Below are 21927 nucleotides of genomic sequence, written 5' to 3' on the forward strand. Positions count from 1 at the left end.
CGCCGCACCGCTCGCCGCTCGCCGCACTCGCCGGCCTCCCCGCCGGGGCCCCCGGTCCCCGCCCGTGGCCGTAGCGCAACCGCGACCGACCACTGTCGGCCGCGCTCCTTCCGCGCCCCTCACACGTCCCCTCGCGCCCTGCCGGGCAGCGGTCCCGACGGCGATAGTGGCCGTTCCATCGGGGTGCGGGAGGTCATGGTGGGGAAGAGGCGGGAGGTCGCCGAGCCCGTGGTGTCGGCGTCGGAGCGGCTGCTGTTCGGGGGGCCGCTGCGGTACGACATGGGCTGGAACCAGCACGCGGACGCCTTCCTGGCGCTGAGCTTCCGGGCGATGACGACGCAGTTGCCCGGCATGCTGGCGTCCAGTCTCCGGCTGGCCCGGCAGGCCGACGCGCGGGCCGCCCGGGTGCTGCTGACCGCCGAGGTGGGCCGGGGCGCGGCCCAGGCGGTGAGCCTGCTGGCCGTGAACACCGCGCTCGGCAAGCTGCTCACCGGCCCCGACATCGCCCAACGGCTGCGCGCGGCCGCACCGGCCCTCGCCGCACTGGCCGTCGTCATGCTGGTCGCCGCCCTGTTGCGGGCCGCCTCCACCTACGCCACCGGACGGCTGGAACCGAAGGTGGAGCGGGTGGCGACCGAGCTGTACCTGGAGCGGGCGGCCAACGTCGAGCTGGCCGCGATCGAGGACCACGCCTTCCACAAGCTGCTCGACACGGCCCAGTACGGCGCCCGGTCCGCCCGGCACATGATCAGCTACGGCGCCCGCGTGATCAACGCGATGATCTCGCTGGTGGCCGCGGCGAGCGTGCTCACCGTGCTGCATCCGGCGCTGCTGCCCCTGCTGGTCACCATGACCCTGCCCAGCGCCTGGAGCGCGTTGACCAACGCCCGGCGCCGCTACGAGTCCTTCCACACCTGGGTGCAGCACGCCCGGGCCGGCCAGCTGATCAGCGGCCTGCTCACCGAGCCAGCCGCCGCGCCCGAGATCCGGGTGCACGGGGTGGGTCCGTTCCTGCTGCGCCACTTCCGGTCCATGTCGGAGACCGCGGAGGCGGAACAGGCCCGGCTGGCCCGGCTCGCCGCGCGGACCGGTCTGATCGCGGCCGCCTGGACGGGCGTGGCGACCCTCGCGACCTACGCGACACTGGGCGCGCTGCTGCTGGCCGGGGCGATGGCCCTGTCGGTGGCGGGTACGGCGGTGATCGCCATCCGGACGGGTGCGGCGAACCTCGACACGCTGGTGGTGGAGATCAACCAGTTGCATGAGGAGGCCCTGTTCGTGGGCGATCTGCAGCGGATGTACGCCGCGGCGGCCGAGCGGGCCATCCCTGCGGGCGGGGAACCGCTGCCGGAGCACCCGAAGGAGATCCGCTTCGAGAACGTCACCTTCAGCTACCCGCATGACGAGCACCCGGCCGATGAGCGACCGCCCCGCGAACAGCCGGGTCACGAACCGTCGGCCCACGAACAACCGACGCACGAACAACCGAAGAACGCACAGACGACCCACGAGCAGCCGACGCACGAACAGCCAGCCGATCGGCCGCAGGGCGGCAGCTCGCCCCGCCCCGCGCTCGACGACGTCACCCTCACCCTCCCCCTCGGCCGGATCATCGCGCTCGTCGGTGAGAACGGCTCGGGGAAGACCACGCTGGTCAAGCTGCTGGCGGGGCTGTACACGCCGGACCGGGGCCGGATCCTGTGGGACGGGGTCGATGCCGCGCGCACGGACCGGCGGCTGCTCGCGGAGCGCATCGCGATGGTGGCCCAGGACTTCAAGCGCTGGCCGTTCACCGCCCGGGTGAACGTGGCCGTCGGCCGCTCCGCCGCACCGATGACCGAGGAGCGGCTGGCCGCGTCGATCGCCGAGGCCGGTGCGGAGGAGGTGGTCGCGGAGCTGCCGCGCGGCCTGGACACTCTGCTGGCCCGGAACTTCAGCGGCGGGCACGAGTTGTCCGGCGGTCAGTGGCAGCGGCTCGGCATCGCCCGGGCGGCCTACCGGCGCGGCAGCATCCTGATCGTGGACGAGCCGACGGCGGCGCTGGACGCGCGGGCCGAACTGGAGGTGTTCGAGAAGATCCGGGCACTGGCGGACGGCGGTCAGACGGTCGTCCTGATCACCCATCGGCTGGCCTCGGTCCGGCATGCCGACCTGGTGCACGTGCTGGAGCACGGGAAGCTGGTGGAGTCCGGTACTCCGGAGGAACTTCTGGCCAGGGGCGGTGTGTACGCCGGCCTGTACACGCTGCAGGCGCGGCAGTTCACGACGCGGGTGCCGGCCCCCAGACCGGCCTGAGCCCCGACACCGGCCCGCACCCGGCTCGGACCGGCCTCAGCGCCACGGACGGCCCGAGCACCGCGGACGGCCCCGGCGCGCACAGCCCCGGCACCTCGGACCGCCTCACTCTGCGGAGTCGCCGCCGCGGACGATCACCAGGAAGGTGTCCGTCGCGAGGTCCATGACGACCTCGGCGGGCAGGCCCTCCAGGCGCCGCGCGTGCGCGAACTCCTCCGCGGGCCAGGAGCCGCGCGGGCCTCCGGCGGAAAAGCGTTCGAGCACCGTTCGCCCGTTCACCATCTCGCACCTCCAGAAAGCGTCGTCCGTGTAGGAGTTAACGCCTTGGAGACGGCAAACGCCTCGCTCGGTGACGCTACTGAGACATTGCCGATACGAGGTCGGCGCGGACGGTGAGGATCCGTTCACCTTGTGACACGAACCGCACTCTCCGTATCACCTCCGGTACCGAATGCGTCAGGAGTCGTACTCGTCGTGCAGCCGGAGCCGGTCGCTGCCCGCCGGGCTGGGACCGAGGGCGGTGAGGTCGAGCAGGGCCGAGGTGGTGCCCAGTCCGTCCAGCCCGTCGTCGTACACCGAGTAGGTGTGGAAGACCCGGTCGTGGTCGCGCAGGAAGCAGCTGAGGCCGGGGCGTTCGACCAGGTCGCCGTCCGTGTCGGCGGTGGCCTCGAAGTCGCGGTTGAAGTCGCTGTGCGCCGAGGAATACCAGGGCACCGCCCAGCCCATCCGCGCCTTGAAGGGCAGGATCCGGGTGAACGGCGCCCGGGAGACGGCCGCGAAGGACGTGTTCCGGGCGCGCAGGTGGGCGAGGTGGCCGACCTGGTCGAGGAAGGCCGCGCAGCAGGGACAGCCGGTCTCCCAGTCCGGGGCGAACATGAAGTGGTGGACGACGAGCTGGGTCCGCTCCTCGAAGAGGTCGAGCAGGGTGGCCTTGCCGTCGCCGCCCTCGAAGACGTATTCCGGGTCGACCTCGACCATGGGCAGCCGCCGGCGCTCGGCGCCCAGAATCTCCCGCGCTCGTCTGATCGCCTCCTCCTTGCGCAGCAACTCCTCGCGCGCCGCGCGCCACTGCTCGCGCGAGACGATCTCCGGAAGCGACATGTGCCCTCCTGCCCGGCGGTTCTGGTCGGTTCGGGGTGGTGACCGCCGCCGGGCGCGGAACTCATCGCAGGGCAGGGAGATTTTTTCGGCCGGCCTCGGCAGGGCACGATGTCCGGCCGGTCGGCAGGGGCTCAGGTGTCGTACCGCTGGACCCGCCGACCGTGGTCGCGCGCGGTCAGCGTGGGCAGCCGGTCCGTCAGTTCCCTCACGACCGCGGGCACGTCGAGGGTGAGGAGTTCGCGGTCGCGCATCAGCACACGGCCGTCCACGACGGTGGTGCGGACGTCGGCGGCGCGGGCGCTGTGCACGAGGGTGGCGGCGAGGTCGTGGACCGGCTGGGTGTGCGGCCCGGTGAGGTCGACCAGGACGATGTCGGCGCACCGGCCGGGCGCGAGGGTGCCGATACGGTCCCCGAGGCCGACCGCGCGGGCGCTCTGCACGGTGGCGTGGTGCAGGGCCTGGCGGGACGTCAGCCAGCGCGGGTCGCCCTCGGTGGACTTCTGGACCAGGGAGGTCAGCGCCATCGCCTCCCACACGTCGAGGGAGTTGTTGGAGGCGGCGCCGTCCGTGGCGAGGCCCACGGGGACACCGGCCGCGCGCAGGGCCCGTACCGGGGTGGTGGTCGGCCACGCGAACTTGAGGTAGCCGCGGGGCGCGGTGGCCACGGCCGTACGGCCGCCCGTGCGCGCCAGCAACGGCAGGTCCCGTTCCACGATGCCGGTGCCGTGGGCGATGAGCAGGTCGGTGTCGAGGAGTCCGGTGCGGTCCAGTACCTCGATGGGGGTACGGCCGTACCGGGCGAGGCTGGTGTCGGTCTGGTCGCGGTTCTCGGCGGCGTGAATGTGGACGGGCAGACCGTGTGCGCGGGCGAGTTCGGCGGTGGCGGTGAGGTCGGCGTCGCTGACGGTGTAGGGGGCGTGCGGGGCGAGGGCGGTGGTGATACGGCCGTCGGCGGCGTCGCGCCGCCGGAGCGCGAACTCCAGCGCCGCCTCCCGCGCTCCGGGCCCCTGGCTGGAGAAATAGGTCTCGCCGAGGTGGGCGCGCAGGCCGCACTCGGCGACGACGTCGGCGACCGTGTCCATGTGGAAGTAGTGGTCGGCGAAGCAGGTCACCCCGCCCCGGATCATCTCGGCGCAGGCCAGCCGGGCCCCCAGCTCCACGTCCCGCTCGGTGAGGTTGCTCTCGACGGGCCAGACGACGTCGTTGAACCACTCCTCCGTCGGCAGGTCCTCCGCGAGCCCGCGCAGCGCGGTCATCGGCGCGTGCGTATGGCAGTTGATCAGGCCGGGCAGCGCCACCTGGCCGCGCGCCTCGATCCGCGTCCGGGCCGGTACGTCCCGCGCTGCGACGGCCGTCGTCACCGCGTCGATCACCCGGCCCCGGACGACGATCGCGGCCTCCTCGCGGAACCCGATCCGTTCCTCCTCCCCTGCCCCCGTCCCCTCTACGCGACCTCCGTTGTCTCCGTGATCTCCGTGGTCTCCGTGGTCTCCCTGCGCTTCGTGCACCAGGACCGTGCAGCCGGTGATGACCAGGTCGGCGGGAGAGGCACTGAGGGATCCGACGGCACTCATGAGCCCAACGTACGGCCCCCTCCTACCGTGCTGTGCATCGAACCGTCCATCCGGTGACGGCCCTGTCGCGCGGCGGGGCGGACCGGCCGGCACGGCTACGCGGCGGCCGGCAACGGCACCCGCATCCCCCGCCGCTCCAGTTCCCCCAGCGCCTCGCGCAGCCGGGCGAGGTGCCGCGGGGTGAGCCGGCCGGTGCCGTCCAGGTGCACGGCGCAGGCCGTGGTGGTGTCCACGAGCCGTTCCAGCACTTCGGCGACGGCGTCCGTGCCCGCGGTGTGCCGGGCGAGGGCGGGCAGTTCGGCGGAGGCGAGCGCGATGGCGGTGCGGGCCTCGGCGAGGGCGCGGTAGGCCTCGCGGCGCAGCGCCCACCGCTCGGCGCGGTCGTCGGACTCGCCGAGGACGTGCAGGAGGTAGGTGTGGGCGGCGCCGCCGGCCGCCGTGAGCCGGGCCCGGACCGCGCCGCCCCGCTCCCCCGGCATCGGCAGATGGCCCACGACCAGGACGAGCGCGCAGGCCAGCAAGGTCTCGCCGATCCGGCTGACCGAGGCCTGCGGCTCCCCGCCGGCCATGACCAGGGCGAGGACGAGGACGGTGACGACGGCGGTGAGTGCGGCGAAGTGCCGGGTGGCGACCGGTACGAGCGCGCCGCACACCGCGACCACCGCGATCAGGCCCGCCGGGCGGGGCAGCAGCGCGGCGAGAGCGGCGAAGACCAGCGCGCCCAGCACGGTTCCGGCGGCCCGGCACAGCACGCGCGAGGCGAGCGGGCCGAGGTCGGGCTTGACGAGGAAGACGGCGGTCGCGGGCAGCCAGTACCAGTGGGTGTGCGGCCCGTACCAGCGGGTCTGGTGCAGGGCCTGGGCGATGGCGGCACTGGCGCCGAAGCAGAGGGCGACGCGCAGCCCGTACTCGCGCCCGCCCGCGCCGAGCGCGGCCCGCAGCGCGTGCCGGACGCCCCGACGCCGGCCGAGGAGCCCGCGCTGGGCACCCTCACCCCCGTCGAAGGCCTCGGCGGCGCGCAACAGGGCGTCGTCCAGGGCGCGCAGCGCGGGCACCATCGGGGTGCCGCCGCGGGAGCGCGGCCGGACGTGCGGCAGGTGCGGGGCGGGCAACGGGCCGGTGCCGGTGTCGCCGCGCACGGCGGCGGCGAGCCGCCTGGGCCCCTCCGCCGCCCGCGCCGCCACGGGCTCCCCGGCCCAGTACAGGGCGGTGGCGGCCTCGGCGAGAGGCAGGGCCGCCGCGAACCGGGCGTGCAGCCGCCGCTCCGCGGCCGAGCCGGCATGGCGGCGCAGCCGGGGCCCGGCGAGGGCGTCCTGGGCGTGGTCGAGCGCGGCGGTGAGCGCGGCCCGCCGGGCGGTGGCGTGTTCCCCGCCGACGGCGGAGACGAGCGCGGCGATCGCCTCGTACACGTCGGCCACCGCCTGGCGCTCCCCGTCGAACCGGAAGTCGCCGGCGAGCGAGCCCGGAGTGGGCAGGACCAGCCGCAGCACCAGCAGCCAGCCGGCACCGGCCAGGAAGGCCAGGGCCCGCTGCCAGCCGCTCTCGGCGGCCGGCATCCCGGCGCCGACGGCCGCGGCGACGAGCAGCTGGGTGCCGGCGGCGGAGGCGACGGGTCCGACGGCGCTGACGCCGCCGGCGACCAGTCCCAGCGCGGTGAGCGCCAGGGTCAGCGGTACGGCGGCCAGCCCCTGCCCTGCGTACGTCCCCAGGAGCAGCCCCAGCGCCCCGGCCGCCGCGGGCACCCCGAGCCGCTTCACGGAGGCCCGCCGGCTGCCGGGACGGTCGTTGATCCCGGCGAGCATCGCGCCGATGGCGGCGAGCACCCCCGTGGCCGGCCGGCCACCGAGCATCCCGGCCAGCAGCAACGGCCCGGCGGCCAGCGCACCCCGGCAGACCGCGCTCCAGGGAACGGGTCCGCGCTGGGCACGGAAGGCGTGGGCGAGCCAGAGGGGTACGGCGGGCCGGGACACAGGGCTCCTGTTCATTCGAGGGCGGGGTGGGCCTTCGGACGACGGTGGCCGGTGGATGTGCTCCCACGGTAGAGCGCGTTCCCCGGGCAAACGGGCCGCTCACGTTTCGCCCGTGTGAAAGCTGTCGCGCCGGACGTTTTCTTTATGAACGCAATGCCCGGTTCCCCGAGGCACTCGTCTCACGGGCGCAGCGCCCTGGCGATGATCTCCTCCGCTTCGGTCACGGCGGCGGTGAGGGCGCCGGGCTCGGGACGCAGGGTGCCCACGACCGCGTCGATCCCGCGCAGCCCGGCCCGCTCCAGCAGTCGCTTCTCGTTCGTCACCCATTCACCGCGGGCCGCGAGGACGGCGTGGGCGGACTGGGTGGCGGCTGTGGCGAGGGCTCCGGCGGTTTCGGTGAGGCGGGCGCGCGGGGCGTGGTTGGCCTTGGCGTAGGAGAGGGTGGCGTGGGCGGTGCCGGACCAGCGGTCGAAGGCGGTGCGGCGGAGTGCGGGCGGGTAGGCGGCCGGGCGCGGGAGGTCGCCGCGCAGCACCTGGTTCAGGGCCAGTTCGGCCACGATCAGATAGGTGGGGATGCCGGCCAGGTGGAACAGCAGCGGCTCCACCCTGAAGCGGCCCTCCTCCGCCTCGGCCAGCTCGTGCTCGACGACGTCCAGGTCCCGGTAGTGCACGTCGGCCCGGCGCCCGTCGATCGTCAGCCAGGCTCCGCCGTTGAAGACCCCACCGCCCCAGTCGCCGATGCCGGAGACCTCGCCCGGCCAGCCGAGGGCGCGCAGGTCGTCGGGGTCGAAGGGGCCGCGGTAGTAGACGGCCAGGTCCCAGTCGCTGTCCGGGCGGTGGGTGCCCTCGGCACGGGAACCGCCGAGGGCCACGGCCCGGACGGTGGGCAGGGCGGCCAGCCGGTCGGCGGTGGCATCGAGGAAGCCGGCGTCGGAAGAGTGAATGCCGGAAGTCCGGGGGTCGGGGGACTGGAAGTGAGGGGGCCGGGGGTCGGGGGACTGGGGGTCAGGGGGCCGGGGGTCAGAGGACTGGCTGCCGGAGGAGTGGGTGTCGGGAGTCGGGCTGCCAGGAGACTGGCCGGCGGAGGGACAGGGGTCGGAAGACCGACTGCCAGGAGACTGGCCGACAGAAGGACAGGGGGCGGAAGACCGACTGCCAGGAGACTGGCCGACAGAAGGACAGGGGTCGGAAGACCGACTGCCAGGAGACTGGCCGGCGGAGGGACGGGGGTCGGGAGACGGGTGCTGCATGCGCCCAGCCTGGCGCGGCCACCCCGAGGTTCGCCCTCGAATTCCGGCGAGCCCCCGTGGTCCGCGACAACGGCTCGCGCAGGGCGCCGAGTCGGCGTCGCGTTTCCTCGGCCACCGGCCCCAGCCATCGGCCGGGCCGGTCTCCGGCCACGGCCACGGCCACCGGGCACCGGGCACCGGCCACCAGCCACCGGCGTCCGGCCGGCCAGGCCAGTTCGTCGTCGAGGGGCGGGACGTCGGCCGGCGGGGCGGGCCGCCCGCGTCCGCACGCCTCACGACAGCCCGGCCGCCTCCCCCGCCGTCCGCAGCACCTCGCGGAGCATGTCGGCGGTGAGCCGGCCGGTGAAGGTGTTGCGCTGGCTGACGTGGAAGCAGCCGAAGAGGTCCAGGCCGTCGAGTGCCACCCGGGTGCCGTGGGCGAAGGCCGGGCGGGGGCGGGGCACGGTCCAGCCCGCCTCCGCGAACGCGGGCAGCGCGGCCTGCCAGCCGAAGGCGCCGAGCACGACCGCGGCCCGCAGCGTCGGCCGGAGCAGCGTCAGCTCCTGGACCAGCCAGGGGCGGCAGGTGTCGCGCTCCCCCGGGGTGGGCTTGTTGGCAGGCGGCGCGCAGTGCACGGGAGCCGTGACCCGCACGCCGTACAACTCCAGTCCGTCATCGGCCGTGACGGAGGTGGGCTGCGAGGCGAGCCCCACGTCGTACAGCGCCTGGTACAGCACGTCTCCCGAACGGTCGCCGGTGAACATGCGGCCGGTACGGTTCCCGCCGTGCGCCGCCGGGGCCAGCCCGATGATCGCCAGCCTGGCGTCGGCCGGACCGAAGCCGGGCACCGGCCGCCCCCAGTACGTCCAGTCGGCGAACGCGGCCCGCTTCGTACGGGCCACCTCCTCACGCCATTCGACCAACCGGGGGCAGGCCCGGCAGTCGGCGACGCGCCGGTCCAGCCGGGCCAGGGCACTGCTGTCGTCCATACGGCCACGGTATGCCCCGGGGGTGGTCGACCCCTGTACGGGTGCGGGCGGTGGGGACGGACGTGGGCCTGGCGGCTGCCGCGAAAACGCTTCCGGGTCGGTGGCCCCGGGGCGTTAAGGTCGGGGCATGGCTTCCGAGGATGCGGACGAGAACGTGGACCGTGCGACCGGCGGGGGAACCGGCACGCCGGGTGGCACGAGCCCCGCCGACCAGCCGCTCGCCCCCGAGATCGCCGCAGCGGTGGCCGCCGCCGAGGCCGCCGGTCCCGCCAACGGCGAGACCGTCCGCATCGACAGCTGGATCTGGGCCGTCCGCCTGGTCAAGACCCGCTCCCTCGGCGCCGCCGCCTGCCGGGGCGGGCATGTGCACGTGAACGGCGAGCGGGTGAAGCCCGCCCACTCCGTGCGCATCGGCGACGAGGTACGGCTTCGGCACGAGGGCCGGGAACGGGTCGTGATCGTCAAGCGCCTGATCCGCAAGCGGGTCGGCGCTCCCGTGGCCGTCCAGTGCTACATCGACAACTCCCCTCCGCCCCCGCCTCGCGAGGCCGTCGCCTCCGTCGGTCTGCGCGACCGCGGCACCGGCCGCCCCACCAAGCGGGACCGCCGCGAGCTGGAACGCCTCCGCGGCCTCGCCGGCCCCGGCACCCCCACCGGCTTCGCCGGCCTCCCCGGTTTCAGCGGCCCGAGCGGCTCCACCAGGTCGGGAGGCCGTGGCGCATCCGGCGGGCCTGCTGGGTCCGGCGCGGCTGATGCGTCCGGCGCGGCTGATGAATCCGGCGCTGCTGATGGACCCGGCGCGGCTCGTGGGTCCGGAGATCGAGGCGGACGCGGTGGACGACGCGGTTCCGGCGGTTCCGGTGGCCGCCGTGGCATGGGTGGTCACCATGGCTCCGGTGGTCACGGTGGCTTCGGGGCCGCTGGTCCAGGGGCCGGTGGTTCCGGTGGGCGGTCCCGCGGGCGATGAACCGGCGCTCCGCCGCCGACCTGCAGTCAGCCCACCACTTCCTGTCGCCGGCCGTCGGCGCGATACGAACGAGCGCGCGCCCCTACGCCATCGGCACCGCCCTCACCCACATCCCGTCCGGTGTCAGATACGCGTCCACCTCCAGCCCCGCCTCCGCCAGCGCCGACTCGAACTGCTCCCTCGTCAGGGTTCTGGTCAGGAACGTCTGGGTCCAGACCGCGTCCGGGAACACGTACTCCGCGTGGACCGAGTTCACCCCCTCCCCGGCCGGCTCCACGGAGGCGATCCGCACGGTGAAGCCGCTCGGGTCCACCCGCTCCCTGGGCACGTTCGTGTGGTAGTCCGGACCCTCCCGCTGGATGAGCACGCAGCCGCCGTCCGCGACGTGCCGGGCGCAGGTGCGCAGCAGGCCCCTGCGCACCTCCTCGTCACCGGCGTGCACCAGGAAGGACGCGAGCATCACCACGTCGAACACTTCGCCCAAATCGAGGTCTTCGATGGGGCCGCGTATCGTGCGCGCTCCGCGGACCCGGCCCAGCATCTCGGCGGACTCGTCCACCGCCGTGACCGTGAAGCCCCGTTCCAGCAGGGGATGGGTCACCCGGCCCACGCCGCTGCCCAGTTCCAGGATGTGTGCCCCGGCCGGTACCGCCGCGGCGATGATGTCCGGTTCGTCGCCGACCGGCAGCCGTGCGTACAGCTCGACCGCGCAGCCGTCCGGGGTGATCGCACCGGGCCCCGTGCCCTCGTATCCCTCACGCATTTCCACCGTCATGCCCGTTCAACGGACGGCCCCCGCACGCCCGTTCCCCTCCCGCCCTGGTTCACTCGTCCGAGTCATTTCTCCGGCAGCGGGAACCATCCGTGCCCGATGTACCAGTGGCCTCCCGCCCGCAGGTGGTCACCGATGGCCCGCTCCACGGACGTGCGCCGGGGCAGCTGGGCGACCGGCAGGTCCGGGTCCCCGAAGACGAACCGGACGGGCTCGGTGTCGGCCGGTTCCGTGTCCTGCCGGGCGATGCGGAACCGCTCCTGGAACCGGAGGATGCGGGAGTCGGCGGCCAGGTACTCCTTGAGCTGGGCGTCGAGCAGCCAGGAGTGGCAGGTCGCGAACCCGAACCGCTCCTCCGGATAGTGCCGGGCGAAGAAGTCCCGGGCCAGCGTCAGGGACCGGTCGCAGGCTGCCGGGGAGAGCGGCCCGAGGAAGTCGGGGATGTGCAGGGTCAGACAGAGCGCACCCGGCTCCACCCCGAGCCCCGCCGGGGCGAGGGCGGCCGCCGTCCGCTCGCGTAGCCGCGTCCGCTCGAACTGCAGCCGCCCCAGCTGGTACAGCTCCCCGCAGAAGTGGCGGGTGAGCCACCGCGGAGCCTGCACCCCCGCCCGGCCGTACCGCCTGCGATGCGCGGCCATGTTGCGCCCCAGGTCGGCGAGGGTGCGCCGGGAGACGTCGGCCGGGATGCCGCGTTCGCGGTGGTACGCGCGCGTGTACGGCAGCGTCGCGACGAACACGTACGCGGGGAAGCAGCGCTGGAGAGGGCCCGACGCCCAGTCCAGTTCGGGCAGGTCGACCTCACCGCCGAGCCGGCCCACCGCGCCGGCCAGCTGACCGACCGACGCCTCCAGGAGCTGCCGTAGCTCCGGATCGTCCGTCACCCTGCGGCGCATCCGCACGAGGTCGTTGATGTCCTCGTGAGGTACTGCGAGGTCGAGCAGGACCTCGGCCAGCTCGTCGGTGTCCGGCAGCACATGGCCCCCCAGGGGAGAGTACGTTGTGAGAGAGGAGTGGTGATCCGGATGCGTACGGGCAGTGAACCGGCGACCGCGCGCAGTGCGCTGCGGGCACGGTTCTGGCTGAGTGTGTGGGGGCTGCTCTGGACGGCCTTCGGCACGGTGGCGTTCTCGCTGGTGGGCCGCCCCGGCTGGGCGGCGGCCTGCGGGGTGCTGTGGCTGCTGGTCACCGTCGACATGGCCGTGGTCCTCCGGCACATCCGTCAGGGCCCGCACTACCAGCCGGGCCGCGACGTACCGCCGTACCGGCCGCCGGAGGACGGACCGCCGTATCCGGGGCCGCCGAGGCACCGTCATCCATGACCGCCGAGCGAGCGCCCCGCCCGTGACCGGCCCGCCGGCCGCCATGCGTCGCCGTACGTGGCCGTGCGTCGCCGGCCGACGGTATCCGGCGCCGGTCGTACGGCCCCGGCAGCGGGCCGCGCGGCCCCCGCAACCGGCCTCGCATCATTCGTGGCACCGTCTCCGCCCCTGGCACCGCCGCCCGCAGGCATCCGCCGCGCCGACGCCGATGCGGACGCGGATGCGGATGCGGATGCGGATGCGGATGCCGACGGTGATCGGCTGCCCGTCCGTCGGTCACCCCGCACGGCGGGGAGCCGCAGCGCATCCGCCGCGCGGCCGGTCCGCGAGCCGTGCACACCCGTCGGCCCGGCGGCGGCCCGGACGCCATGCCATCCCACCGCACCGCTAGGCCACCCCCGTCCCGCCGCGCCGCCCGACCGCCCCCGTCCCACCCTCAGGTGTCGAAGCGTGCCGCCTTCAGGTACTCCGGGTTCGGATCGAGGGCCGCCGCGAGCCGGAAGTGGCGCTTGGCCTGATCGGGGCGGCCCTGGCGCTCGTAGGTGCGGGCCAGTGCGAAGTGGGCGAACGCGTTGTCCGGTTCGCGCTCCAGCACGATGGTGAATTCCAGCTCGGCGGGCCGCAGTTGCGCCGCCGCGAAGAAGGCGCGGGCGCGCAACAGCCGGGCGGCGGTGTTCTCGGGGTGCGCGGCGATGACTCCGTCGAGCAGCTTCACCGCGCCCCGCGGGTCCCGCGCGTTGAGCAGTTGTTCGGCCGCACGGAAGTCGATGACATGCGTTTCCGGCGTACGTCCGGTGGAACCGCTGGTCTCGGGCACGGCTGAGTCCTTCCCTTGCTGGACCGCTTCAACGCCCCGGAGCGGACAGCTATTCCGCGTCCCGGGTGTCCTGCCGCGCCCGACGTACGAGGTCGTTCCACACCTCGGCGACGCGCTTCCTCAGGGCGTCCAGGGGTACGTCGTTGTCGATCACAATGTCCGCGATCTCCCTGCGCTGCTCGCGGGTCGCCTGCGCGGCCATGCGCGCGCGTGCGTCCTCCTCGGTCATCCCACGCAGCCGCACCAGCCGGTCGAGCTGGGTCTCGGGATCGGCGTCGACGACGATCACGACGTCGTAGAGCGGGGCGAGACCGTTCTCCGTGAGCAGGGGCACGTCGTGGACGACGACGGCGTCCTCGGCCGCGGCGCTCTCCAGCTCGCGGGAGCGGGCGCCCACCAGCGGGTGCACGATCGAGTTCAGGACGGCGAGCTTCTCGGGGTCGGCGAAGACGATCGAGCCGAGCCGGGGCCGGTCCAGGCTGCCGTCGGCGGCGAGGACCTCGGCTCCGAAGGCGTCGACCACGGCCGCGAGCCCGGGCGTGCCGGGCGCCACGACCTCGCGCGCGATGCGGTCCGCGTCGATCAGCACGGCCCCGTGCTCCACGAGCAGCCGCGACACCTCGCTCTTGCCGGCGCCGATCCCGCCGGTCAGGCCCACTGTCAGCATGAGCGGAAGCTTAGGCCCTGGCTCCGGCGGCGGAACCGGCGGAGGTCAGTTGTCGCCCTCCCGTTCCGCCAGGAAGCGCTCGAACTCCTGCCCGATCTCGTCGGCCGAGGGGATCTCCACGGGTTCGGCGAGCATGTTGCCCCGGGTGTCGGCGCCGGCCGCGGCGTCGTACTGGTGCTCAAGGCCCTGGACGAGCGCGGTCAGCTCCTCGTCGCCCTCCTGGATCTGCCGGTCGATCTCGGTCTGGGTGCGGTGCGCGTCGGTGCGCAGGGAGTGGGCGACGCCGGGCAGGACCAGGCCGGTGGCGGCCGTGATGGCCTCCAGGACGGTCAGGGCGGCGTCCGGGTACGGGGACCGGGCGATGTAGTGCGGGACGTGGGCGGCGACTCCCAGGACGTCGTGTCCGGCTTCCATGAGGCGGTACTCCACCAGCGACTCGGCGCTGCCGGGCACCTGTGCCTCCTCGAAGGGGCTGCGGTGACCGGGGACCAGGTCGGTGCGGTTGCCGTGCGGGGTCAGGCCCACCGGGCGGGTGTGCGGGACGCCCATGGGGATGCCGTGGAAGTTCACGGAGAGGCGCACGCCGAGCCGCTCCACTATCTGCCGCACCGCCGCCGCGAAGCGCTCCCACTCCACGTCCGGCTCGGGTCCGGACAGCAGCAGGAACGGGGCGCCGGTGGTGTCCTGGACGAGGCGGACCTCGATGGTCGGGGTTTCGTAGTCGGTCCAGCGGTCCCGCTTGAAGGTCAGCAGGGGCCGGCGGGCCCGGTAGTCCACGAGCCGGTCGTGGTCGAACCGGGCCACGAGCTGGTGGGGCAGTGAGTCGAGCAGCCGGTCGACGATCTGGTCGCCGGTCTCACCCGCGTCGATGTATCCGTCGAAGTGGTAGAGCATGACAAGGCCGGCCGACTCCTGGGCGAGCGCCATGTCGACCACGGCGAGGCCCTTCGGCTCCCATGCGTACAAACCCTGCGGATCAAGCACTGTGACCGCTCCTCCTCGTGTTCCTCATGGACAACGCGCCCTGGAACAGCGGAATTCCCGCGACACGCCGCTGATCAGCGATCTCTTCCGCCTCATGGTGACGACCCGTCACCTGGCTCGTACCCCGAACACCCTGTGTCCCGAACACCCGGCGCTCCGAACGTCCTGTGTCCCGAACGTCCTGTGCCCGGAACACCCTGTGTCCCGAACACCCCCTGGCCCGGCCCGGCGACCTCGCCCTCCCGAACCCTCGCCGTCCGTGAGCCCGCCTCCCGGAAGCCCCGCACCGCGGAAAACACCGAGGGGCCGTACCTCGAAAGGTACGGCCCCTCAGCCGACTATCGGCTAAGCCTTACGGCTGGCGATCAGCTCTGGCCGCCGGCCAGCTTCTCGCGCAGCGCGGCCAGCGCCTCGTCCGAGGCCAGCGCACCGGAGGTGTCGGCGCCCTCGGAGGAGTACGAACCGCCACCCGTGACCGGAGCCGCACCCGCGGTGTCGCCACCCTCGGCAGCGGCCTGGGCGTCCGCCTCGCGGGACTTGATGACCTGCTGCTGGTGCTGCTCGAAGCGGGACTGCGCCTCGGCGTACTGGCGCTCCCACTCCTCGCGCTGCTTCTCGTAGCCCTCGAGCCAGTCGTTGGTCTCGGGGTCGAAGCCCTCGGGGTAGATGTAGTTGCCCTGGTCGTCGTAGGACGCGGCCATGCCGTACAGGGTCGGGTCGAACTCGACCGCCGACGGGTCGGCACCGAAGGACTCGTTGGCCTGCTTCAGCGAGAGGCTGATGCGACGACGCTCGAGGTCGATGTCGATGACCTTGACGAAGATCTCGTCGTTGACCTGGACGACCTGCTCCGGGATCTCCACGTGGCGCTCGGCCAGCTCGGAGATGTGGACCAGACCCTCGATGCCCTCGTCCACGCGGACGAACGCACCGAACGGAACCAGCTTCGTGACCTTGCCGGGCACGACCTGGCCGATCTGGTGGGTGCGGGCGAACTGCTGCCACGGGTCTTCCTGGGTCGCCTTCAGCGACAGGGAGACGCGCTCGCGGTCCATGTCGACGTCGAGGACCTCGACGGTGACTTCCTGGCCGACCTCGACAACCTCGGACGGGTGGTCGATGTGCTTCCAGGACAGCTCGGAGACGTGGACCAGACCGTCGACGCCACCCAGGTCCACGAAGGCACCGAAGTTGACGATCGAGGAGACCACACCGGAGCGGACCTGACCCTTCTGGAGGGTCGTGAGGAACGTCTGGCGGACCTCGGACTGGGTCTGCTCCAGCCAGGCACGGCGGGACAGGACCACGTTGTTGCGGTTCTTGTCCAGCTCGATGATCTTGGCCTCGAGCTCCTTGCCGACGTACGGCTGGAGGTCGCGGACGCGGCGCATCTCGACCAGCGAGGCCGGGAGGAAGCCACGGAGGCCGATGTCGAGGATGAGACCACCCTTGACGACCTCGATGACGGTACCGGTGACGATCCCGTCCTCTTCCTTGATCTTCTCGATGGTGCCCCAGGCACGCTCGTACTGGGCGCGCTTCTTCGAGAGGATCAGGCGACCTTCCTTGTCCTCCTTCTGGAGGACCAGGGCCTCGATCTCGTCACCGACGGCGACGACCTCGTTGGGGTCGACGTCGTGCTTGATCGAGAGCTCGCGGCTCGGGATAACGCCTTCGGTCTTGTAACCGATGTCGAGCAGGACCTCGTCCCGGTCGACCTTCACGATGACGCCGTCGACGATGTCGCCGTCGTTGAAGTACTTGATCGTCTCGTCGATCGCGGCGAGGAAGGCTTCCTCGTTACCGATGTCGTTGACCGCTACCTGCGGGGTGGTGGCGGTGGTCTCGGTGCTGCTCGTCATGTGGGAAAGGGCTCCGGTACGGACATTGAAGTCGTAGGTACTGCTTACGCCGGGAGCCCGTTTCGCTCTGCAGAAGCCGGACAGCCAAGGAAGCGCCCACCAAGGAACTGGTGATGGCGCCTCGACAACCGAGGGGACATACAACAGATGCGAGCGCAGCCTGCTACGTCTGAGGTGCGCAGGCCCGCAGCGCAACTTGTAGCATACGGGGGCGGCCGGACATGGTCAATGCGCGAAGGCGCACACCCGGGGCGGATCACCGCATTCCAGGCAGAAGAATCGTCCCAACAGGCCACGCGGGCCCACGGGATCCCCTCGCGCGGGTCCCCGGCGGTGGACGGAAGAGTACGACGAGGGAGCCGATCATCCAAGAGCCGGAAGCGTACGAACCGGACGGGTTCGAGGGGTTCGAGCCGCAGGCCACCCGGCGTGACGCGGATGTCACGGAGAGCGCCCGGGCGAACCGGGGCTGGTGGGACCGCAACGCGGACGAGTACCAGACCGAGCACGGCACGTTCCTCGGCGACGACCGCTTCGTGTGGGGCCCGGAAGGCCTGGACGAGGTGGAGGCGGAGCTGCTCGGCCCGGTCGAGGAGCTGAAGGGCAAGGAGGTCCTGGAGATCGGCGCGGGCGCGGCGCAGTGCGCGCGCTGGCTGGCCGCCCAGGGCGCGCGGCCGGTGGCGCTGGACCTCTCGCACCGCCAGCTGCAGCACGCGCTGCGCATCGGCGGATCGTTTCCGCTGGTCTGTGCCGACGCCGGCGCGCTGCCGTTCGCGGACGGCTCCTTCGACCTGGCGTGCTCCGCGTACGGAGCGCTGCCGTTCGTCGCCGACCCGCGGCTGGTGCTGCGCGAGGTGCGCCGGGTGCTCCGGCCCGGCGGCCGGTTCGTGTTCTCGGTGACGCATCCGATCCGCTGGGCGTTCCCGGACGAGCCCGGCCCGGAGGGGCTGTCGGTCTCCTCGTCGTACTTCGACCGCACGCCCTACGTCGAGCAGGACGAGGAGGGCCGTGCGGTGTACGTGGAGCACCACAGGACGGTCGGCGACCGGGTGCGGGACGTCGTGGCCGCGGGTTTCCGGCTGGTGGACCTGGTGGAGCCGGAGTGGCCGGTCTGGAACACCTCGGAGTGGGGCGGCTGGTCGCCGCTGCGCGGGAACCTGATCCCGGGTACCGCGATCTTCGTGTGCGAGCGGGACTGAGGCCTGCCGCCGGGCACGCGCGCGTGGAGGCGGTTTCCGCCGTCGTACGACACTGGGGACGTGATCCGCTACGACGCCCTGGACGCGCTCCCCGTGCGCTCCGCCCTGCCCGCCCTGACCGACGCCCTGGAGGGTGACGGCACCGCCGTCCTGGTGGCGCCGCCCGGAACCGGCAAAACGACGCTGGTGCCGCTGGTGCTCGCGGGACTGGTCGGCGGCGGTGCCGCGCGGCGGGTCGTGGTGGCCGAGCCTCGGCGGATCGCGGCGCGCGCGGCGGCCCGGCGCATGGCGTGGCTGCTGGGCGAGCGGCCCGGCGTGAGCGTCGGCTTCACCGTGCGCGGCGAACGGTCCGTGGGACGGCACACGCGCGTGGAGGTCGTGACGACGGGTGTCCTGCTGCAGCGGCTCCAGCGTGACCAGGAGCTGGCCGGGGTGGACGTGGTCGTCCTCGACGAGTGCCACGAGCGGCATCTGGACGCGGACACGGTGGCCGCGTTCCTGTGGGACGTACGGCAGGCGCTGCGGCCGGAGCTGCGGCTGGTGGCCGCGTCGGCGACCACGGACGCCGAGGGGTGGGCGCGGCTGCTCGGCGGGGCGCCGGTGGTCGAGGCGGCCGGTGTGGCCCATCCGGTGGAGGTCGTGTGGGCTCCGCCGGCGCGTCCGGTACGGCCGCCGCACGGGATGCGGGTGGATCCGGCGCTGCTGGCGCACGTGGCGTCGGTGGTGCGGCGGGCGCTGGCCGAGCGGGACGGGGACGTGCTGTGCTTCCTGCCCGGCGTGGGCGAGATCGCGCGCGTGGCGGGTCTGCTGGGGGATCTCGGCGGGGCCGAGGTGCTCCAGGTGCACGGGCGGGCGCCGGCCGCGGTGCAGGACGCGGTGCTGGCGCCCGGGGCGCGGCGCCGGGTGGTGCTGGCGACGTCCGTGGCGGAGTCGTCGCTGACCGTCCCCGGGGTGCGGGTGGTGGTCGACTCCGGGCTGGCGCGGGAACCGCGGGTGGATCACGCGCGCGGGCTGAGCGGGCTGACGACCGTACGGGCGTCGCGGGCGGCCGGGCGGCAGCGGGCGGGGCGGGCCGGGCGTGAGGCGCCGGGGACGGTGTACCGGTGCTGGGCTGAGGCCGAGGACGGCCGGCTGCCGGCGTTCCCGGCGCCGGAGATCAAGGTGGCCGATCTGACCGCGTTCGCCCTCCAGGCGGCGTGCTGGGGTGATCCGGACGCCTCCGGGCTGGCCTTGCTGGATCCGCCGCCGGCTGGGGCGATGACGGCGGCGCGCTCCGCGCTGACGGCGGTGGGCGCGGTGGACTCCGCCGGCCGGGCCACGGAGGTCGGGGGGCGCCTGAGCCGGCTCGGAGTGCACCCGCGGCTGGGGCGGGCGTTGCTGGACACGGGTGGCCGAGGGGCGGAGGTCGTCGCTCTGCTCTCCGAGGAAGTGCCGCGGGACTACGGGGACGATCTTGCCGGTGCGTTGCGTCGTGCGCGGCGAGGGGGTGACGCCTACGCCGCGCGATGGGCCGCGGAGGTGCGGCGGCTGCGGTCCGCGGGGGCTTCGACGGAGTTCGCCCACCCGCCCGCCCATGACCGTCGGACGGAAGCGGCCGTCCAGGCCGGACCAGGCACCGAAGACGACGAGTCGGCCATCCTCGGGGCCGGACCCGACGGAACCGACCGGCTCACCGAGCTCGGCACGGGGCCCGGGGGGAGGTCCGGGGGGAGGGGGTCGTGCACCGGGGTCAGCACGGAGACCAGCGGGGAGGGCCAGCGCACCGGGGTCGGCGCGGAGACCGCCGGCGGGGAGGGCGGCCTTGCACCCCTGGTCGCCGGGCTCGGCGGGAACGGCACGTCGGCCGTTCTCGGGGCCGGTCCCGGCGGGAAGGACCCGCGCGCCCGGTTCGGCACGGAGACCGGAGGGGAGGGCCAGCGCACCGAGGTCGGCACGAAGACCAGCGGGGAGGGTCCGCGCGCCAGGGGCGGCGTGGGGGCCGGCGGGGGTGACGGCCTCGTACGCCTCGGCGCCGGGGCCGGTGGAGACGGCGGGCCGGTCGGGGCCGGCGCCGGGGCCGGCGGGGGTGACCGGGTTGTCGGGGTTGTTGCCGGTCTCGCGTTTCCCGAGCGGGTCGCCAAGCTGGACGGGGGGTCGTATCTCATGGCGTCCGGGACGCGGGCCGAGTTGGGCGAGGGGTCGGCACTGCGGGGGGCTCCCTGGATCGTCGTCGCCGTCGCCGACCGGCCCGCGGGGAAGGGGCACGCGCGTGTGCGGCTAGGGGCGGCCGTGGACGAGGAGGTGGCGCGGATCGCCGCCGGGGCGCTGCTCGCCGAGCGGGACGAGGTGCACTGGGCAGGCGGGGACGTCGTGGCCCGGCACGTCGAGCGGCTGGGGGCGATCGAGCTGGCCGTGCGGCCGCTGAAGGACGCCGACCCCGCCCTCGTACGCGCCGCCCTGCTGGACGGGCTGCGGGAGGAGGGGCTCGGGCTGCTGCGCTGGTCGCCGGAGGCGGAGGGACTGCGGCAGCGACTGGCCTTCCTGCGGACGCACCTCGGGGAGCCGTGGCCGGAGGTGTCGGACGAGGCGCTCCACGCGCGCGTGGACGAATGGCTGGAGCCGGAGCTGAGCAGGGCCCGGCGGCGGGCCGATCTGTCCCGGATCGACGCCGGACAGGCACTGTCGCGGCTGCTGCCCTGGGCGAGCGGGGAGGCCGGCCGGCTGGAGGAGCTGGCGCCCGAGCGGATCACCGTGCCGAGCGGGTCCAGGGTCCGGATCGACTACCGGGACCCCGAGCGGCCGGTCCTCGCGGTGAAGCTGCAGGAGATGTTCGGGCTGCGGGAGACGCCGGCCGTCGCGGGCGTGCCGCTGCTCGTGCACCTGCTCTCGCCCGCCGGGCGGCCCGCCGCCGTCACGGCCGACCTCGCCTCCTTCTGGCAGGACGGCTACCGGGGTGTACGGGCCGAGCTGCGCGGGCGCTACCCGAAGCATCCGTGGCCGGAGGACCCGGCGACCGCGGAGCCCACGCGGCACACCAACGCGCGGCTCAGGCGCTGACCGGCGCGGGCTCCTCCGCCTGCTCGGGCGCGGGCTCCCGGGGGCGGCGGGCGCGGGCCTCCAGCCAGAGGGCGAGGGCGAGGAGGAGCAGGCCGAGGCCGAGGGAGCCCCGGGGGACGTAGGAGGTGAGGGCCAGGACGAGGGTGCGGTTGTGCTTGACCAGGGCGACCGTGTGCTCGATGTAGTCCTCGCGCATCTTCACGTGCCCGGCGAACGCGGTGACCTCGGCGCGACCGCCGAGGAGGGTGCCGCCGCGCAACTCCTCGCGGTGGATCTCCTCGCCGTAGACGGGTGCCCCGGTGACGGGTTCGACCCAGAACCTGCGGACCGTGGTGTACCAGCGGGTCGTGCCGGTCCTCGCGACCGACTCCGGGGTGACGCCCTGGACGGGCAGGGTCCGGGGCATGGGGACCTTGGTCCAGGGGACGGTCTGCTCGAAGTAGTAGACGGTCAGTCCGCGGAAGGCGCGGGTGCCCCGGTAGTGGATGGGGCTGGTGGTGCGGGTCTGCGCGTCGAAGTACTCGTAGTCCCGTTTCCGCGTCAGGAAGGGCCACTTGAACTCGATGCCCTCGCGCCTGACCGGGTCGCCGTCGACCATCTCGCCGGTGGCGTGGACGGGGTCCTGGCTGTGGGCGTCGAAGATGTAGCGTTCGGGGACCTTGGAGACCATCCTGCCGTCGGGGCCCTGGACGTAGGAGAGGCTGTCCCAGACGACGACGGGCCGCCCCGCCGTCCTCTCGATCCTCTCGGCGGCCTCCACGTCGCCCTTGAGGGTCTGCACGATGGTGACCTTCGGGACCTTCTTCGCGCGCATGGTGCCGTAGTCGAGGAGGGTGGCGTCGCGGGCCTCAAGGACCATGTCCTGGTACTGGTTAGCGGGGATCCGGGCCAGGCGCGGGAAGGCGTACCAGCGCAGCAGCGGGGACAGCGCCGCGCAGAACACGGCGCAGGCGAGCAGGACCAGGCTTGCCGTGCGGCGCATACCGGCCTCCTCCTGGACGGGTACGGCTACGGGTGCGCGGGGACCGTCGTCAGCAGCGGTTCGGGGGACGTCCGGCCCGACGGGGCGCCCAGCGCGCTGATCGTGAGGACCAGGGCGAGCGCGAGGGCGAGACCGGTCGCGGCGGCGATCAGGGCGCGCATGCG

At 73.7% G+C, this 21927-nt stretch carries 19 protein-coding genes; 5 read left to right on the forward strand and 14 right to left on the reverse strand.

All coding sequences use genetic code 11. The features are described 5' to 3' along the window. The first annotated feature begins 195 nt into the window (after positions 1–195). Positions 196–2295 (forward strand): ABC transporter ATP-binding protein, encoded by a 2100-nt coding sequence (locus ACZ7N4_RS00115; RefSeq protein ID WP_471351925.1) that lies wholly within the window; start codon positions 196–198, stop codon positions 2293–2295. Positions 2296–2400: 105 nt separating this feature from the next. On the opposite strand, the gene ACZ7N4_RS00120 is transcribed toward ACZ7N4_RS00115, so the two are convergent. The 6 genes from ACZ7N4_RS00120 to ACZ7N4_RS00145 all read right to left on the reverse strand — a co-directional run bounded on the left by ACZ7N4_RS00120 (position 2401) and on the right by ACZ7N4_RS00145 (position 9158). Continuing rightward, a complete protein-coding gene (locus ACZ7N4_RS00120) occupies positions 2401–2577 on the reverse strand; it encodes a hypothetical protein (RefSeq protein WP_471351926.1) in 177 nt (58 codons plus the stop codon). Between the two features lie 174 nt (positions 2578–2751). Then, entirely contained in the window at positions 2752–3396 is a 645-nt protein-coding gene (locus ACZ7N4_RS00125; RefSeq protein ID WP_471351929.1) for a DUF899 domain-containing protein, read from the reverse strand. A gap of 131 nt (positions 3397–3527) precedes the next feature. After that, positions 3528–4970: an amidohydrolase gene (locus ACZ7N4_RS00130; protein WP_471351931.1), complete on the reverse strand. Its 1443-nt coding sequence runs from the start codon at positions 4968–4970 to the stop codon at positions 3528–3530. A gap of 95 nt (positions 4971–5065) precedes the next feature. Then, positions 5066–6955 carry an FUSC family protein gene (locus tag ACZ7N4_RS00135; RefSeq protein WP_471351933.1) on the reverse strand — a complete coding sequence of 630 codons (1890 nt, stop codon included), beginning with the start codon at positions 6953–6955 and terminating at the stop codon, positions 5066–5068. A gap of 164 nt (positions 6956–7119) precedes the next feature. Next, positions 7120–7884, reverse strand: coding sequence for a nucleotidyltransferase domain-containing protein (locus ACZ7N4_RS00140; protein ID WP_471353114.1), 765 nt, complete (start codon positions 7882–7884; stop codon positions 7120–7122). Between the two features lie 578 nt (positions 7885–8462). After that, on the reverse strand, positions 8463–9158 hold the full coding sequence (locus ACZ7N4_RS00145; RefSeq protein WP_471351935.1) for a uracil-DNA glycosylase: 696 nt from the start codon (positions 9156–9158) through the stop codon (positions 8463–8465). Between the two features lie 127 nt (positions 9159–9285). Between ACZ7N4_RS00145 and ACZ7N4_RS00150 the strand changes: the two genes are divergently transcribed. After that, a complete protein-coding gene (locus ACZ7N4_RS00150) occupies positions 9286–10125 on the forward strand; it encodes an RNA-binding S4 domain-containing protein (RefSeq protein ID WP_471351938.1) in 840 nt (279 codons plus the stop codon). A gap of 82 nt (positions 10126–10207) precedes the next feature. Here ACZ7N4_RS00150 and ACZ7N4_RS00155 read toward each other — a convergent pair whose 3' ends face one another. Beyond that, positions 10208–10888 (reverse strand): class I SAM-dependent methyltransferase, encoded by a 681-nt coding sequence (locus ACZ7N4_RS00155; RefSeq protein WP_471351941.1) that lies wholly within the window; start codon positions 10886–10888, stop codon positions 10208–10210. Between the two features lie 74 nt (positions 10889–10962). Then, a complete protein-coding gene (locus ACZ7N4_RS00160) occupies positions 10963–11871 on the reverse strand; it encodes an acyltransferase domain-containing protein (RefSeq protein WP_471351943.1) in 909 nt (302 codons plus the stop codon). Positions 11872–11919: 48 nt separating this feature from the next. On the opposite strand from ACZ7N4_RS00160, the gene ACZ7N4_RS00165 reads away from it, so the two are divergent. Beyond that, entirely contained in the window at positions 11920–12216 is a 297-nt protein-coding gene (locus ACZ7N4_RS00165; protein ID WP_471351946.1) for a DUF6343 family protein, read from the forward strand. A gap of 436 nt (positions 12217–12652) precedes the next feature. On the opposite strand, the gene ACZ7N4_RS00170 is transcribed toward ACZ7N4_RS00165, so the two are convergent. The 4 genes from ACZ7N4_RS00170 to rpsA form a co-directional block, all read right to left on the reverse strand. Then, positions 12653–13033: a tetratricopeptide repeat protein gene (locus tag ACZ7N4_RS00170; RefSeq protein ID WP_471351948.1), complete on the reverse strand. Its 381-nt coding sequence runs from the start codon at positions 13031–13033 to the stop codon at positions 12653–12655. Positions 13034–13082: 49 nt separating this feature from the next. Then, positions 13083–13700, reverse strand: coding sequence for a dephospho-CoA kinase (gene coaE / locus ACZ7N4_RS00175; protein WP_471351951.1), 618 nt, complete (start codon positions 13698–13700; stop codon positions 13083–13085). Positions 13701–13745: 45 nt separating this feature from the next. After that, positions 13746–14684, reverse strand: a complete 939-nt coding sequence (locus tag ACZ7N4_RS00180) for a PAC2 family protein (protein ID WP_471351953.1) — start codon at positions 14682–14684, stop codon at positions 13746–13748. A gap of 365 nt (positions 14685–15049) precedes the next feature. After that, positions 15050–16546, reverse strand: coding sequence for a 30S ribosomal protein S1 (gene rpsA / locus ACZ7N4_RS00185; RefSeq protein ID WP_471351956.1), 1497 nt, complete (start codon positions 16544–16546; stop codon positions 15050–15052). A gap of 221 nt (positions 16547–16767) precedes the next feature. On the opposite strand from rpsA, the gene ACZ7N4_RS00190 reads away from it, so the two are divergent. Beyond that, on the forward strand, positions 16768–17745 hold the full coding sequence (locus ACZ7N4_RS00190) for a class I SAM-dependent methyltransferase (RefSeq protein ID WP_471351959.1): 978 nt from the start codon (positions 16768–16770) through the stop codon (positions 17743–17745). Positions 17746–17805: 60 nt separating this feature from the next. After that, the gene (locus tag ACZ7N4_RS00195; protein WP_471351961.1) at positions 17806–20781 is read left to right on the forward strand and encodes an ATP-dependent RNA helicase; all 2976 of its coding nucleotides are present in this window, start codon (positions 17806–17808) and stop codon (positions 20779–20781) included. Here the strand turns inward: ACZ7N4_RS00195 and pgfA are convergent. After that, positions 20771–21763: a cell envelope lipid trafficking protein PgfA gene (pgfA, locus tag ACZ7N4_RS00200; protein WP_471351964.1), complete on the reverse strand. Its 993-nt coding sequence runs from the start codon at positions 21761–21763 to the stop codon at positions 20771–20773. The two genes, ACZ7N4_RS00195 and pgfA, sit on opposite strands and share 11 nt — an antisense overlap. A 26-nt stretch (positions 21764–21789) precedes the next feature. Next, positions 21790–21924 (reverse strand): SPW_0924 family protein, encoded by a 135-nt coding sequence (locus ACZ7N4_RS00205; protein WP_471351966.1) that lies wholly within the window; start codon positions 21922–21924, stop codon positions 21790–21792. Positions 21925–21927: the final 3 nt, after the last annotated feature.

The sequence above is a fragment of the Streptomyces sp. NPDC107654 genome (genome assembly GCF_055639035.1).

Bases quoted from the DNA above. Each gene is read 5' to 3' on its own strand.
- ACZ7N4_RS00115 (WP_471351925.1), top strand. From the start codon at position 196: ATGGTGGGGAAGAGGCGGGAGGTCGCCGAGCCCGTGGTGTCGGCGTCG.
- ACZ7N4_RS00120 (WP_471351926.1), bottom strand. From the start codon at position 2,577: ATGGTGAACGGGCGAACGGTGCTCGAACGCTTTTCCGCCGGAGGCCCG.
- ACZ7N4_RS00125 (WP_471351929.1), bottom strand. From the start codon at position 3,396: ATGTCGCTTCCGGAGATCGTCTCGCGCGAGCAGTGGCGCGCGGCGCGC.
- ACZ7N4_RS00130 (WP_471351931.1), bottom strand. From the start codon at position 4,970: ATGAGTGCCGTCGGATCCCTCAGTGCCTCTCCCGCCGACCTGGTCATC.
- ACZ7N4_RS00135 (WP_471351933.1), bottom strand. From the start codon at position 6,955: ATGAACAGGAGCCCTGTGTCCCGGCCCGCCGTACCCCTCTGGCTCGCC.
- ACZ7N4_RS00145 (WP_471351935.1), bottom strand. From the start codon at position 9,158: ATGGACGACAGCAGTGCCCTGGCCCGGCTGGACCGGCGCGTCGCCGAC.
- ACZ7N4_RS00150 (WP_471351938.1), top strand. From the start codon at position 9,286: ATGGCTTCCGAGGATGCGGACGAGAACGTGGACCGTGCGACCGGCGGG.
- ACZ7N4_RS00155 (WP_471351941.1), bottom strand. From the start codon at position 10,888: ATGCGTGAGGGATACGAGGGCACGGGGCCCGGTGCGATCACCCCGGAC.
- ACZ7N4_RS00165 (WP_471351946.1), top strand. From the start codon at position 11,920: ATGCGTACGGGCAGTGAACCGGCGACCGCGCGCAGTGCGCTGCGGGCA.
- coaE (WP_471351951.1), bottom strand. From the start codon at position 13,700: ATGCTGACAGTGGGCCTGACCGGCGGGATCGGCGCCGGCAAGAGCGAG.
- rpsA (WP_471351956.1), bottom strand. From the start codon at position 16,546: ATGACGAGCAGCACCGAGACCACCGCCACCACCCCGCAGGTAGCGGTC.
- ACZ7N4_RS00190 (WP_471351959.1), top strand. From the start codon at position 16,768: ATGGTCAATGCGCGAAGGCGCACACCCGGGGCGGATCACCGCATTCCA.
- pgfA (WP_471351964.1), bottom strand. From the start codon at position 21,763: ATGCGCCGCACGGCAAGCCTGGTCCTGCTCGCCTGCGCCGTGTTCTGC.
- ACZ7N4_RS00205 (WP_471351966.1), bottom strand. From the start codon at position 21,924: ATGCGCGCCCTGATCGCCGCCGCGACCGGTCTCGCCCTCGCGCTCGCC.